15 protein-coding genes are annotated in these 12,299 nt (G+C 56.5%); 2 read left to right on the top strand and 13 right to left on the bottom strand.

Annotation, left to right across the window (positions count from 1 at the left end; all coding sequences use genetic code 11):
- Window positions 1–80: 80 nt before the first annotated feature.
- The 12 genes from G5574_RS19365 to G5574_RS19310 all read right to left on the bottom strand — a co-directional run bounded on the left by G5574_RS19365 (window position 81) and on the right by G5574_RS19310 (window position 10,248).
- Window positions 81–668 carry a GNAT family N-acetyltransferase gene (locus tag G5574_RS19365; RefSeq protein WP_033739342.1) on the bottom strand — a complete coding sequence of 196 codons (588 nt, stop codon included), beginning with the start codon at window positions 666–668 and terminating at the stop codon, window positions 81–83.
- Between the two features lie 94 nt (window positions 669–762).
- Complete coding sequence (nei, locus tag G5574_RS19360; RefSeq protein WP_164483062.1) at window positions 763–1,551, bottom strand: endonuclease VIII; 789 nt, start codon at window positions 1,549–1,551, stop codon at window positions 763–765.
- A gap of 11 nt (window positions 1,552–1,562) precedes the next feature.
- Window positions 1,563–2,210, bottom strand: a complete 648-nt coding sequence (gene pcp, locus G5574_RS19355) for a pyroglutamyl-peptidase I (protein WP_033739338.1) — start codon at window positions 2,208–2,210, stop codon at window positions 1,563–1,565.
- A 6-nt stretch (window positions 2,211–2,216) separates the two neighbouring features.
- On the bottom strand, window positions 2,217–3,233 hold the full coding sequence (locus tag G5574_RS19350; protein WP_164483061.1) for a DUF979 domain-containing protein: 1,017 nt from the start codon (window positions 3,231–3,233) through the stop codon (window positions 2,217–2,219).
- Window positions 3,230–3,961, bottom strand: coding sequence for a DUF969 domain-containing protein (locus G5574_RS19345; RefSeq protein WP_006118446.1), 732 nt, complete (start codon window positions 3,959–3,961; stop codon window positions 3,230–3,232). Before G5574_RS19345 ends, G5574_RS19350 begins: the two co-directional genes overlap by 4 nt.
- 57 nt (window positions 3,962–4,018) lie before the next feature.
- Window positions 4,019–4,756, bottom strand: coding sequence for a 5-oxoprolinase subunit PxpA (gene pxpA / locus G5574_RS19340; protein ID WP_133745082.1), 738 nt, complete (start codon window positions 4,754–4,756; stop codon window positions 4,019–4,021).
- Window positions 4,746–5,678: a 5-oxoprolinase subunit PxpC gene (gene pxpC, locus G5574_RS19335; RefSeq protein ID WP_039337974.1), complete on the bottom strand. Its 933-nt coding sequence runs from the start codon at window positions 5,676–5,678 to the stop codon at window positions 4,746–4,748. The genes pxpA and pxpC overlap by 11 nt, the downstream gene beginning before the upstream one ends.
- Complete coding sequence (gene pxpB, locus G5574_RS19330) at window positions 5,672–6,328, bottom strand: 5-oxoprolinase subunit PxpB (protein ID WP_133745302.1); 657 nt, start codon at window positions 6,326–6,328, stop codon at window positions 5,672–5,674. Before pxpB ends, pxpC begins: the two co-directional genes overlap by 7 nt.
- A gap of 155 nt (window positions 6,329–6,483) precedes the next feature.
- Window positions 6,484–7,227 (bottom strand): type 2 GTP cyclohydrolase I, encoded by a 744-nt coding sequence (locus G5574_RS19325; RefSeq protein WP_164483060.1) that lies wholly within the window; start codon window positions 7,225–7,227, stop codon window positions 6,484–6,486.
- A 17-nt stretch (window positions 7,228–7,244) separates the two neighbouring features.
- Window positions 7,245–8,672, bottom strand: a complete 1,428-nt coding sequence (phrB, locus tag G5574_RS19320) for a deoxyribodipyrimidine photo-lyase (RefSeq protein ID WP_164483264.1) — start codon at window positions 8,670–8,672, stop codon at window positions 7,245–7,247.
- 12 nt (window positions 8,673–8,684) lie between these two features.
- On the bottom strand, window positions 8,685–9,644 hold the full coding sequence (locus G5574_RS19315; RefSeq protein WP_164483059.1) for a YbgA family protein: 960 nt from the start codon (window positions 9,642–9,644) through the stop codon (window positions 8,685–8,687).
- Window positions 9,645–9,777: 133 nt separating this feature from the next.
- A complete protein-coding gene (locus G5574_RS19310) occupies window positions 9,778–10,248 on the bottom strand; it encodes a MarR family winged helix-turn-helix transcriptional regulator (RefSeq protein ID WP_164483058.1) in 471 nt (156 codons plus the stop codon).
- Window positions 10,249–10,305: 57 nt separating this feature from the next.
- On the opposite strand from G5574_RS19310, the gene G5574_RS19305 reads away from it, so the two are divergent.
- Entirely contained in the window at window positions 10,306–10,776 is a 471-nt protein-coding gene (locus G5574_RS19305; RefSeq protein ID WP_110267778.1) for a carboxymuconolactone decarboxylase family protein, read from the top strand.
- Window positions 10,777–11,143: 367 nt separating this feature from the next.
- Here G5574_RS19305 and G5574_RS19300 read toward each other — a convergent pair whose 3' ends face one another.
- On the bottom strand, window positions 11,144–11,344 hold the full coding sequence (locus G5574_RS19300) for a YbfA family protein (protein WP_054634317.1): 201 nt from the start codon (window positions 11,342–11,344) through the stop codon (window positions 11,144–11,146).
- Window positions 11,345–11,600: 256 nt separating this feature from the next.
- On the opposite strand from G5574_RS19300, the gene kdpE reads away from it, so the two are divergent.
- Entirely contained in the window at window positions 11,601–12,275 is a 675-nt protein-coding gene (kdpE, locus tag G5574_RS19295; RefSeq protein WP_006118436.1) for a two-component system response regulator KdpE, read from the top strand.
- Window positions 12,276–12,299: the final 24 nt, after the last annotated feature.

The following is a 12,299-nucleotide window of genomic DNA, read 5'->3' as shown; positions in this document are numbered from 1 at the left end:
CTGTCCGGCAACGGGCGGTAAGGCGAAAAGCGGTGGTGTCCTTAACGGGCACCGCCGCTTTTTTTTACTGACGCCGCCGGTCAGCGTGAGCGAATCTTAGTGAGAGGATGAACGGCGGACGTTTGAGATGCCCGAAAGGCCTGCCATTCTTCTCGCGTCACTTCCCATAATTGCGAGTCATGTGTGCCTGAAACGTACTGTTTTTTCTCTGTGCGGATACAGCGCATCCCACTGTTGACAGAAATGTTCACAGATCGCTGATTCAGTGCCGCTTTTGGCGTTCTCAGCAGCGGTTTTTTTAGATCGGTAAACCAGTAATCCGTCACGGCCAGGCAGGCTTCTGTCATATAGCCCTGCCCCTGCCACTCCGGTACCAACCAGAAGCCCCGGTTATTATCCGGCGTCTCCATCAGGCAAATAACGCCAATCAGTTGCTGTTCCGCCGCTTTAGGCCGCAATGTCCAGTACCAGCCCGTCCCGGCCGCGACCGCCGGTAAGGCGACATTAGCAATATAGTCTCGTGCCCCGCCCTCGGGATAAGGCCAGGGCACCGAATCGATCAGGTAGCGTACAATTTCCCAGCGCGGAAACGCGATCTGCATGGCATCGGCATCCTCCAGCGACAGGGGTTTTAAGCGCAGCCTTTCCGTCACAATCTCAGGTGTCATGATGATTCCTTATGCTGTGAAGAAAACCGGGTGACGATATCCTTCGCTGACGAGTGACATGGCCCGCGTGCAACGACGGGACAGGCCAGCGTTTTTATCTCTGACAGCCAGGGCACCAGTAAAACGGTCGGGCGGACAGGACGCCCTTTTCGATCACTTCACCGCAGCGGCGACATGTCTTGCCCTGGCGGTGGAACACTTCAAACCGAAATGCCGCTTCGCTGTGGTATTTTTTCATGGTGCCGCGCATGCGATAGGCATGACGCGGCACGGACAACAGCGCTTCGCAGAAAGCCGTCAGTTGCGCCTCACTCAGCGACTGTGCGTTATGCCGGGGAAGCAACTGGGCCAGCCAGAGGATCTCAGCACGTAAATAGTTGCCCAGTCCGGCCAGAAAAGCCTGATCCAGTAACAGTCCGCTGAACCGGCGGCGACAGAAACGCGGCGAGCACAGCCGTTCCCTGACCGCCTCTACGGTCAACTCCGCATTCAGTACATCCGGCCCGATGCGGTTGAGAAACGGATGACGGGCAAGCGTTTCCGCATTCAGGAGTTCAATATCCGACGCGCTGTAAAGCAATATCGCCTGATTGGCCGTCGCGAGACGCACACGTAACTGCCGTTTTGGCTCGGGCTGCATGTCTGGCGGGACGATGCGCCAGACGCCGTACAGCTGATTGTGCGAATACAGCGTCAGGCCGTTACTGAAATGGGTCAGCAACGCTTTACCGCGCGTCTCTATCGACGCCACCTGTTCTCCCAGCAATGCGGGCTCATAGGTCTTTAATTCGGGAAACGCAAACCAGACGTCGGTCAGGGGCTGGCCGACGATGGCCACTTCAAGCTGATCCGCCACGCGGCGAATCTCCGGTCCTTCAGGCATCACTCGTCCTCTTAATGCGTTGCGCCACCCACTTCCTTCACATCCTGAGCGGTGGTCAGGGTCGTTTGTACGGCAATTTTCAGCGCCTCAATAACGGTTGCGGCGGGCATACTGGGTGCACCCGGGTGATGCACCGCCTGTTCAGGCAGGTAGGGAATATGAATGAAACCGCCCCGTGCCGGGCTGCCGTTGCTTTCAAGCCAGTGCAACAGACCATACATCACCCGGTTACAGGTAAAGGTTCCTGCGGTTTGCGACACCGATGCCGGAATGCCCGCTTCCCGCACCGCGGCCACAATGGCTTTGATCGGCAGGCGTGAAAAATATCCGGCCGGGCCATCCTGAACGATGGGTTCGTCCACGGGTTGCCTGCCCGCATTATCCGGGATGCGCGCATCATCCACATTAATACCAATTCGCTCTACCGTGATATCGCTGCGACCGCCTGCCTGCCCGACAGCGATAACGGCATCGGGCCTGATCGTTTCCAGCGCCTGATACAGCACGTCCAGCACCTCGCTGAATACGACGGGCAACTGGCGCGTCACGATGCGTGCGCCGGCAATAGTCTGGCCTTCAAGGGCACTGACCGCCTGCCAGGAGGGATTAATGGATTCGCCGCCAAAGGGCTCAAATGCCGTCATTAATACCGTTTTCATGCTGCCTCACAAAAACATCAGGAAGTAGAGTAAGAAAATGTTAACAATTAACAGTAGCACACCGGTTGGCACCTGAGCTTTGATGACCGCGTTGCGATCCGGTAACTCCAGCAAGGCAGCAGGCACAATGTTGAAGTTTGCTGCCATCGGCGTCATTAACGTACCGCAGTAGCCGGAAAACATCCCGATTGCCGCCATGACCGCCGGGTTACCGCCATGCTGTAACACCAGAATGGGAATGCCGATGCCCGCGGTAATAATCGGGAACGCCGCGAACGCATTCCCCATCACCATGGTGAGCAGTGCCATCCCTGCCGCGTAAACCGTGACCGCAATGAAGCGGTTATCCACGGCAAGATAATGTTCGGTGAGATGAGAGATCGCACCACCGACGCTCGCGGCCGTAAACAGTAGCCCCAGGGTTGCCAGGATTTGCGGCAGGAGAAACGCCCAGCCGATGCAGTCCAGCAAACGTCGGGTTTCCTGCATCGACTGCACTGGGGTTTCACGCGTCATTTTCATGGCGATCAGCCAGCCCAGCAGACAGCCTGTGGCCATGGAAAACAGCGTAATCAGGGTGGAATGGTTGCCCGCGCCGAACACCCACGTTTGCAGACCGGGAAGGTTATTAAACGCTAACACACCGATCACTGTCACGACGGGGATCGCCAGGGCTGGCAGGAAAAGTTTGTTGCCCAGACGCTGGGCACTGCCCTGTTTTTCCGCCTCACTGCGCTGGTGATAGCGGCCCATTTTTACCCCACCACAACCGGCAAGGATCCCCATGATAACCACCGCTACGCCCACGCTAATTTGCAACATACGTGTGCCGCTTTCGACAGAGCCCATCAGTTGGGTCATCAGGGCGGTTGTCCAGTCACCCACCAGAAAAATCAGGCCATAGAGTCCCCAAAATAAGCCAGTGGTGAAACGGCGCGGATTTGCGCTGTCGCGCCAGGATAAAACCGCGACAACCAGCAGAATCAGGCCAGCCAGCCACATCAGATACTGTTGCTGAATCATGACGGCTCTCCTTTGGCTTTCATGGCCTCGCTGTTGATGACGCGCAGTTCTCGTGCCAGCTGGCGGTCCAGCCTGATCAGGCGGGCGGAATGAATCAGAAAGGCTGAGAGCGCCGTGGGAATGCCCCACAGGGCAATATGCAGTGGCTCAGTCTGGATACCGGCGGACTCCTGCATAAAATTATGCATAAAAATAATGGCGCCAAAGGCGACAAAGATATCCTCGCCAAAGAACAGCCCGACGTTGTCGGTGGCAGCGGACATGGCACGCAGACGATGACGGACCTCGGGCGGTAGGGCCCCGTAGCGGTTTTCGCTGGCCCCCTCGGCCATCGGCGCAAGTAGCGGGCGCACCATTTGCGGATGACCGCCGAGACTGGTCAGCCCGAGGGCCGCAGTCACCTCACGCACAAACAGATAGACAATGAGCAACCGTCCCGCCGTCGCCGTTTTGATCTGGGCAATCCACGCCTGCGCGCGCTGTTTCAGACCATGGCGTTCCAGTAAGCCAATAACCGCCAGCGGCAGCAGCAGGATCAACGGCAGGTTGCGGGTATTCAGAAATCCCTCACCCAGCTTTTGTAAAATATCGCCCAGCGGCATCAGGGCAGCGATACCGGTGACGAAGCCTGAAACAATGACCACCAGCACCGGATTAAAACGCAAAACGAAGCCAACGACGATGGCAGCAATGCCCAGCAGCGGCCAGAGATTTACTACGCTGTCCATACTTTTCCCCTCGTGAAATAGTAAGCCCGAGACGTTCAGGCTGGTTATGCCGTTTTTTTATTGACTGGTGACGGTGATAGCATGGCTGGCAAAGCTGGCACGCAGACGTTGCGCAAACGTCAGTGCATGCGCCCCGTCACCATGCAGGCAGACGGTTTCTGCGTTCACCTGAACCGCCTCACCGGTCACACTGATGACCTGCCCCTGTCGCACCATCATCAGGGTTTGCTGAATCGCCTGGTCTTCCTCTTCAATCAATGCGCCGGGCTGGCCACGGGGCACCAGCGCGCCGCTGCTGAGATAGCCGCGATCGGCAAACACCTCCTCCCGGGTTTTCAGGCCGTGATGGGCCGCCGCGCGAATCAACTCACTGTTAGCCAGCCCTACCATGATCAGCCGGGCATCGACGGCTTTGACGGCTCGCACAATCGCCTCGGCCAGCGTGGCATCCGCCGCCGCCTGGTTATACAACATACCGTGAGGCTTAACGTGAACAAGCGACTGCCCTTCGCTTTCCGCCAGACTTTTGAGCGCACCAACCTGATAGATGATTTGCGCATAGACGGTTTCCGGCGGCAGTTGCATCGCACTGCGGCCAAAGTTTTCACGATCGGGAAAGCTGGGATGCGCGCCAATCGCCACGCCAAATTCGCTGGCCCAGCGAATGGCCTGCAACATCATCTGCGCGTCGCCTGCGTGAAAGCCGCAGGCGATGTTGGCGGAACTCACCAGCTGCAACAGCGCACGATCGCTGCTGCTCCCCTCGCCCAGATCGGCGTTTAAATCAATTTTCATTTGCCAGTCCCCAGGCCATTTGCCCCAATACGTGCTGCTGCTGTCGCGTTGCCGCCAGCGCCTCTTCGGGCGTACAGGGCATAAAATGAATCGGCTCGCCCAGACGAATCTGCGCCAGATGATAAAGATCGCATTCAATGACGCAGGCGATACGTGGATAGCCGCCGGTGGTCTGTGCATCCGCCAGCAGGACGATCGGCTGACCGTTTCCAGGCACCTGAATGACGCCGGGCACCAGACCATGCGATAACAACTCGCGCGGCACGTCGCGTTGCAAAGCAGGGCCCTGCAAACGGTAGCCCATGCGATTACTTTGAGGGTTCAGCTTCCAGGCTGCTCGCCAGAACGCCTGTTGTGACGCTTCGCTGAATTCATGGTATTCCGGTCCGGGTAACGCCCGAATACGGTTACCCCAGAGCAACTGGCGCACGCCTTTTTTGCTCGTGAAGTGCTGTTGCGGTTTGCCTAGCGGAATGACGTCGCCGTCCTGCAGCGTCCGCCCCTCAAAGCCGCCAAAACCGGCCTTGATGTCGGTGCTGCATGAGCCCAGCACTGGCGGAATAGCGAATCCACCGTGCACAGCCAGGTAGCTGCGCATGCCGTGAATCGGTTTCTTCAACACCAGGACCTGCCCTTTTTTTACCGGTAAACGCCAGCCTGTCCAGACAGGCTTGCCATCCAGTTCGGCCTGACAACCCGCTCCCGTTAGTGCAAACCACCCATCCCGACGGAATTCCGCTTTAAACTGTCCGAGGACAATCTCCAGCACGGCGCTGCCCGGCGGATTGCCTGCCAGCAGATTGGCTGTGATCATGGCGGGTTGATCCAGAACACCACTGACGCCGATGCCATACTGTCGCCAGTGATAGCGTCCGAAATCCTGAATGCTGGTTGCCAGACCCGCGCGAAGAATGTTTAACATATCCCTTCCTTTTGCGGCACAAACCGGACATTGTCACCCGGACGAAGTAAGGTTGGCGACTGCTGGCTGGGTGTGAAAAGCGCGACCTGCGTCCTGCCAATCAACTGCCAGCCGCCTGGTGAGACCAGCGGATAAACACCGGTCTGGCTGCCGCCGATGCCCACCGATCCAGCCGGAACCGCAACGCGCGGTTCGGCGCGGCGCGGCATATGCAGGCGCGCATCCAGGCCGGCCAGGTAAGGAAAGCCGGGCTGAAAACCAATAAAGAAAACCGCGTAATCCGTGCTGCTGTGTAACGCGACGACCTGCTTTTCCGTCATGCCGGCGTGGTCGGCCACCTGACGCAAGTCCGGCCCCGCCTCGCCGCCATAGATGACCGGTAAGGTCACAAGGCGCGACTCTGTGTCCTGCGCCTCACTTTCCTGCCACCACTGTTCAAGTTGCGCCGTCGCCTGTCGGGCATCTCTGGGCGGCTCCCGTAACAGCAGCGTCAGGTTGTTCATGCCGGGAATCACTTCCCGGGTCGCGTCGTGTGACTGCAAACGCTGGCACAGATGCCAGATTCGCTGCTGACTGGCCAGCGAAACGGGCGGAGACAACTCCAGTACCACCGCGCGCTCGCCCAGCATATAGCATCGTGTTTTTTGCAACACGTACCTCCTGGTAAACAGCTTTGCGGTGCTCAGACAGGATTCTGGCGCGCAAAAGCCAAATGTGTTTTACAACCCAGGAAGGTAGTTATGCGAAAGTGACGGTAATGTGTCAACAGGTTTGGGTTCTGCGCAGATGTCAGAACCCAGGGGGATCAGGCGGGATTGGGAATATCAATAAACGTGACATCCAGGCCATGATGCTCCGCCAGCCATTCACCCAACGCCCGAATACCCGCGCGTTCGGTGGCATGGTGGCCTGCGGCGAAAAAGTGCAGGCCTTGTTCACGGGCGCTGTGAATGGTTTGCTCAGAGACCTCGCCCGTAATAAAGGCATCTACGCCAAAGGCGGCCGCATTATCAATAAATCCCTGACCGCCGCCACTGCACCAGGCAACACGACGGATCGCTGCTGGCGCATTATCACCACAGTGAAGCGGCTCCCGTCCCAGCACCTCAGTAATACGCTGTGCCAACGCATGGCCGCTCACAGGTTGAGTCAGTTCACCCCAGGGCACCAGCGGCATAATCTCGCCCATCACGTTAATACCCAGCAGCTTAGCCAACTGCGCGTTATTGCCCAGCTGAGGGTGCGCATCCAGCGGCAGGTGCCAGCCGTAAAGGTTAATATCGTTTGCCAGTAGCGTGCGCAGACGCTGGCGTTTCATGCCTTTAATCACCGCCGGTTCACTTTTCCAGAAATAACCGTGATGTACCAGCACCGCATCGGCTTTGAGCGCCACCGCTTCATCCAGCAGCGCCTGGCAGGCGGTCACGCCGGTAACGATCGTTTTCACTTCAGGTCGGCCTTCGACCTGTAGCCCGTTTGGCGCATAATCGCTGAAGGTATGGGTTGCCAGCTGATCGTTAACGATTTTTTCTAACGCATAGTGATTCATTTCTGCTCCTTGCCACCTCAGGCCGCATTTTTTGCGCGCTCGAAGGCGTCGAGTGTCTTTTTACGTGCATCCTTATGTTCCACGATCGGTGTTGGATAATCGAGTGTCTTGTTGTTTTTCCGCGCCCATTCGTGCGGCTGATGAATCGCACTGTCCGGCACGTCTTTCAGTTCGGGCAGGTAGTGACGAATAAAATCACCCTGTTCATCGAAACGCTCACTTTGCGTCGTAGGGTTAAAAATGCGGAAATACGGCGCGGCATCGGTCCCCGTGGACGCCGCCCACTGCCAGCCGCCGTTATTGGCGGCCAGGTCGCCATCGATAAGCTGCTGCATGAAATAGCGCTCGCCTTCACGCCAGTCGATTAACAGATCCTTTACCAGAAAACTGGCCGTGATCATGCGAAGCCGGTTATGCATCCAGCCGGTCTGCAACATCTGTCGCATGGCCGCATCGACGATGGGATAACCGGTTTTCCCGGCTTTCCAGGCGTCAAAATGCGCCTCGTTTCGTTGCCACGCGACATGCCGCGTCCAGTGGACAAAAGGCTGATGCTTACACAGTCGGGGAAACGCAACGATGAGATGGCGATAGAACTCACGCCAGATGAGTTCATTGATCCAGACGGCCGCCGGGCTGCCTTCCAGCGCCCCGGGATGTTCATGCAACACCCGATGCAGACACTGGCGCGGTGAAAGCACGCCGATGGTCAGGTAAGCCGATAACCGGCTGGTGCTGTCGCGCGCAGGCAGGTCACGCTGCTTTGGGTAATCCAGCACGGTATGTTGCGCAAACGCACGTAGCCGCTTAATCGCCGCCTGTTCACCAGCCGGAAACAGCGCATCATCAACCTCAGCATGGTCGTAATCAAACGGCGAAATCGCTTCTGGTGTGTTCAGGGGCGCGCCATCCCGGGCTTTAGGCGCCGGTACACACTCAGGCAACCCCTGCTGCAGGCGACGAATAAAGGCTTTGCTGAACGGGGTAAACACTTTGTACATCTCACCATCGCCGGTCTGGATACTGCCGGGCGACAAAAGTACGCTGTCATCAAACCCCTGACAGATCACGTCCGCTTCATCTAACCGCTTTTCCGCCTGCGCATCGCGCTGACGTTCGTTAAATTCATACTGGTAGTTATAAAACAGTTGATCAACGTTTTGCTGTTCACAAAACGTGACGAGAAAATCCACGCTGGCAGCGAAATCATCACACTGATGAACATGCAGCGGGATGCCTTTTTCGGCCAGTGATGCCTGCAGGCTGCAGAGATTCTGGTGAATAAACGCGGCCTGCCGGGGGGCCATATCGTGTTGCTGCCACTGTCCCGGCGTGGCAATAAACAGTGCTATGACACGGGCATCTGACTTGCTGCAGGCGGCATGCAGCGCAAGGTTATCATTGATGCGCAGGTCATTACGGAACCAGACAAGATGGGTCGTCATCATGCTCCCGACTCATTGTCCGTAGCGCAGGCGCAGCGCTTCCGGGTAAGGATCGAAGTAGCGCTGCTGCGTCAGCCACGGATGAGGATATTCAGCCATGTAGTGCTTAAGAATCGTAATCGGCGCCAGTAACGGTTGCGTGCCCTGACGGTAACAATCAATCAGTGACGTCAGTTCTCTACGTTGCGGCGAACTCAGTTGACTGCGGAAATAACCCTGAACATGCATCAACACATTGGTGTGGTTAGTGCGTGAGGCCGGTTGTGACATCAGATCCATAAGGCGGTTGCGGTACTCGAAGGCAAACGCATCCAGTGACTCCCACTGGTTCATCGAGGCAACAAAGGGGCCCAGTTCACGGTATTTTTTTTGCGAATGCGCCAGCAGTAACAATTTATACTGGCTGTGGAAGGCAATCAGGCCATGACGGGTCAGCCCCTTTTTCCACATTTCATGAAACTCGTGCAGCGCGCAAATCCGGCCGATAAAGTTTTCACGTAATGTCGGATCGTTCAGACGCCCGTCTTCTTCGAGCGGTAACCAGGGCATTTCACGTTGCAGAAAACGGGTAAATATACCGGTTCCCGCTTTACGGTTATTATTGGTAGCGGGCTCGTAGATACGCACGCGCTCCATCCCGCAACTGGGTGATTTTGCACACAGTATGTAGCCGCACAGGTGATGCAGCGATTTCACGCGTTTTTCGGACCAGTCGCGCATCTTATCGGTGATGTCATCGCCGCCCTCTTTGCTGAAGCAAAGGTGCAGTTCATCGTCGTCGCTCTGCTTAACTAAGCGCAGCGCCGGGCGCGGCGTGGGCAGCCCAATCGCCATTTCAGGGCAAACGGGTTCGAAACGAACAAAAGGCGTCAGTTGCTCAGTGGCGAACGCGAGCCGCTTGTGGCCGCCATCAAATCTGACGCTCTCACCAAGCAGGCAAGCGCTGATCCCAACGGGAATTTTTTCGCTCATACTTGTACAACCTCCGAAAACTTGTAGAGGTTTAAGTGTAGCGTAAAACGACCGGGATGGTACAGATTCTGTGTAGCAAAAGTGAACGCCGCGAAGCCTTTCAGATGACCAGCCCGTGGTCTTTTTTAACGGTTTATTCTCCCACTGCCACGCTGACCAGCCAGCGCCGAATCACCTTTTCATCCTCAGGCGTGACACCCGAAAGCAGGCTGGCCTCAACCGACTGAACCGCTACTTTGCACTGCGCGAGAACCTCACGCCCGGCGTCAGCAATCTCAATCACCTGAATTCTGCCGTGCACCGCGTGCGGACGACGACGAATCATTCCGGCCCGCTCCAGATTCGCCACAATGATGCTCATCGTCTGTGGCGTCAGCAGCGACAGACGCGCAAGGTCGGCACCCGATGCGCCGGGATAGGCCGCAAGCATGGTCAGCACCGAAAATTGCGGCAACGTGACGCCTTTATCCTTCAGCGCATTTTCCATTCTGATTTTATGAGCCGCATGGGCCTGCCGCAGCAGATAACCAATATGGCCTGACTCACCGCGTTTTCCTTCACCGGGTTCGGGGATGATGGTGCTCTGCAGATCTGACTTGCGCATAATATAAGAGTTCGTATATTGTTGTTCGAATTCTTATATTAACAGATGAGGTATATCGTGACATCGCTTAATCACCGTCGCAGCGACTGGTCTTCGTTCGAACATACCGCACCCGATGTGGTGGCAGCCTTAGCGATGCTGGGCAAAGCCGTTGACGATTCCGGGCTGGAAAAATCGCTCACTGAGCTGATCAAACTGCGCGCTTCACAGCTGAATGCGTGCGCTTTTTGCCTCCAGTACCATCTCAATCTGGCGCGTAAGACCGATTTGAGTCCGGTAAAAATGGATCTGGTCGCCGTATGGCGCGAAGCCGGTATCTATTCGGAGCGGGAATGTGCGGCGCTGGCCTGGACAGAGGCCCTGACCTTAATGGCTCAGCAGCCGGTTTCTGATGCGGTGTATGCTGAGGTCAGCCGCGTCTTCGATAAACAGGAAATCGCGTTTCTTACCTCGGCTGTTGCCGCGATCAATGCCTGGAACCGTATCGCAGGCGCGCTGCAGTTTGCCCCGCCGGTGCCTAAACGCTAGCGGTCTGCCGTCAGTGCTTCTGCCTGTGGGCGATATTGCAGCGGGTTCTGAAGCGCGTAAAGTGCGCTGCCCGTCGGGGCCGCCGGTCAGATAATAAGGAAGGGTTGCCCGTGAACGGGCACTGGCGGACGGGGCGGCTTGCCCGGACACTGAGAAGGTTTCCTGCTTCACTGGCGCAAAGCTAAGGCGCAACTAAGCTACGTGACGGAACGAACAGGGAAAAAAGAGGCGCTGTGTCGCCCTTAACACCGGGCCACAGCACACTTCAGGTGGAAACAGATAAGCACGTCTGAAAACGCTGGCAATCCCCTCTGTCGGGATTTGTCCCCCTGCCTGCGCGGCGTAAAATCAACCGCACAGCAGGGACTTACCAGAAAATACCCGCCGCTGCTTCAGACTGCGCCAGCCAGACCGGTTTGGCGCTGGTTTTGCACCACATCCGATGCAGGTAGCTGTAGAAGCGCGCCCGATCCTGACGAAACAGCATAACCGGCAGAGCGAGCAGACCTGACAGGATGACCAGCGTTCGGCGCAAAATAATTTTGTGAAGTGGATAGGTGCGGTACATAGCAGCCTCCTGAGTAAAAAAACGTCATAAATGTGATCTGCGTCTAATATTACGCCGGGTTGGATGATTTTACTACTCATCTGACCACTAAATTTGCGTCTTTTTTGTTCTGCACGGGTAAGTTTATCTGGCCGTTATACCCAGGTTAATTATGAGTTACAGAGGTGATCCTTCAACGGATTTCATGGCAACACGGACGAACGCCAGAAAAGTTGATACAGTGTGTTTTCCCTTTTCAGGCAATGGCAGGATTGGTGTGACCACGGTTTTAATCATTGAAGATGAGAAAGAAATTCGCCGCTTCGTGCGCCTCGCGCTGGAAAGTGAAGGCCTGAAGGTTTTCGATGCTGAGACGCTGCAACGTGGGCTGATCGAAGCCGCCACGCGAAAGCCCGATTTAGTCATCCTTGATCTGGGTTTACCTGATGGCGACGGCAAGACGTTTATTGGTGAACTCCGTCAGTGGAGCACGCTGCCGGTTATTGTTCTCTCTGCCCGTACTGACGAGCAGGACAAAATTGACGCACTGGATGCTGGTGCCGATGATTACCTGACTAAACCTTTTGGGATTGGTGAACTGCTGGCGCGTGTTCGGGTCGCCCTGCGGCGTCATGCCGGGAAGCACCCCGATCCGAAGGTCAGCTTCGCCGACGTGGTCGTCGATATTGCCGCACGTCGTGTGCTGCGCGCGGGCGAAGAAGTTCACCTTACGCCCATCGAATTTCGTTTGCTGACCACCTTACTGAATAATGCGGGGAAAGTTCTGACGCAGCGTCAGCTGCTGAATCAGGTCTGGGGACCCAACGCTGTCGAACACAGCCATTATCTACGCATTTATATGGGCCATCTGCGTCAAAAGCTTGAAGCCAATCCGACCCAACCCGTTCACCTGCTGACGGAAACCGGTATCGGCTATCGGTTCATGCCATAAAAAAAAGCGCCAGCGGCGCTTTTT

It is taken from the genome of Pantoea stewartii, from assembly GCF_011044475.1.
In the GTDB taxonomy this organism is placed as follows: Bacteria; Pseudomonadota; Gammaproteobacteria; order Enterobacterales; family Enterobacteriaceae; genus Pantoea; species Pantoea stewartii.
Note: the sequence above shows the minus strand (reverse complement) of the source record. Positions and strands in the feature narration are given on the sequence as shown.

Excerpts from the sequence above, each read along its gene's own strand:
- G5574_RS19310 (WP_164483058.1), bottom strand. The coding sequence starts at position 10,248 with ATGCGCAAGTCAGATCTGCAGAGCACCATCATCCCCGAACCCGGTGAA.
- pxpC (WP_039337974.1), bottom strand. The coding sequence starts at position 5,678 with ATGTTAAACATTCTTCGCGCGGGTCTGGCAACCAGCATTCAGGATTTC.
- G5574_RS19365 (WP_033739342.1), bottom strand. The coding sequence starts at position 668 with ATGACACCTGAGATTGTGACGGAAAGGCTGCGCTTAAAACCCCTGTCG.
- pcp (WP_033739338.1), bottom strand. The coding sequence starts at position 2,210 with ATGAAAACGGTATTAATGACGGCATTTGAGCCCTTTGGCGGCGAATCC.
- G5574_RS19350 (WP_164483061.1), bottom strand. The coding sequence starts at position 3,233 with ATGATTCAGCAACAGTATCTGATGTGGCTGGCTGGCCTGATTCTGCTG.
- nei (WP_164483062.1), bottom strand. The coding sequence starts at position 1,551 with ATGCCTGAAGGACCGGAGATTCGCCGCGTGGCGGATCAGCTTGAAGTG.
- pxpA (WP_133745082.1), bottom strand. The coding sequence starts at position 4,756 with ATGAAAATTGATTTAAACGCCGATCTGGGCGAGGGGAGCAGCAGCGAT.
- G5574_RS19300 (WP_054634317.1), bottom strand. The coding sequence starts at position 11,344 with ATGTACCGCACCTATCCACTTCACAAAATTATTTTGCGCCGAACGCTG.
- G5574_RS19315 (WP_164483059.1), bottom strand. The coding sequence starts at position 9,644 with ATGAGCGAAAAAATTCCCGTTGGGATCAGCGCTTGCCTGCTTGGTGAG.
- G5574_RS19325 (WP_164483060.1), bottom strand. The coding sequence starts at position 7,227 with ATGAATCACTATGCGTTAGAAAAAATCGTTAACGATCAGCTGGCAACC.
- phrB (WP_164483264.1), bottom strand. The coding sequence starts at position 8,672 with ATGACGACCCATCTTGTCTGGTTCCGTAATGACCTGCGCATCAATGAT.
- G5574_RS19345 (WP_006118446.1), bottom strand. The coding sequence starts at position 3,961 with ATGGACAGCGTAGTAAATCTCTGGCCGCTGCTGGGCATTGCTGCCATC.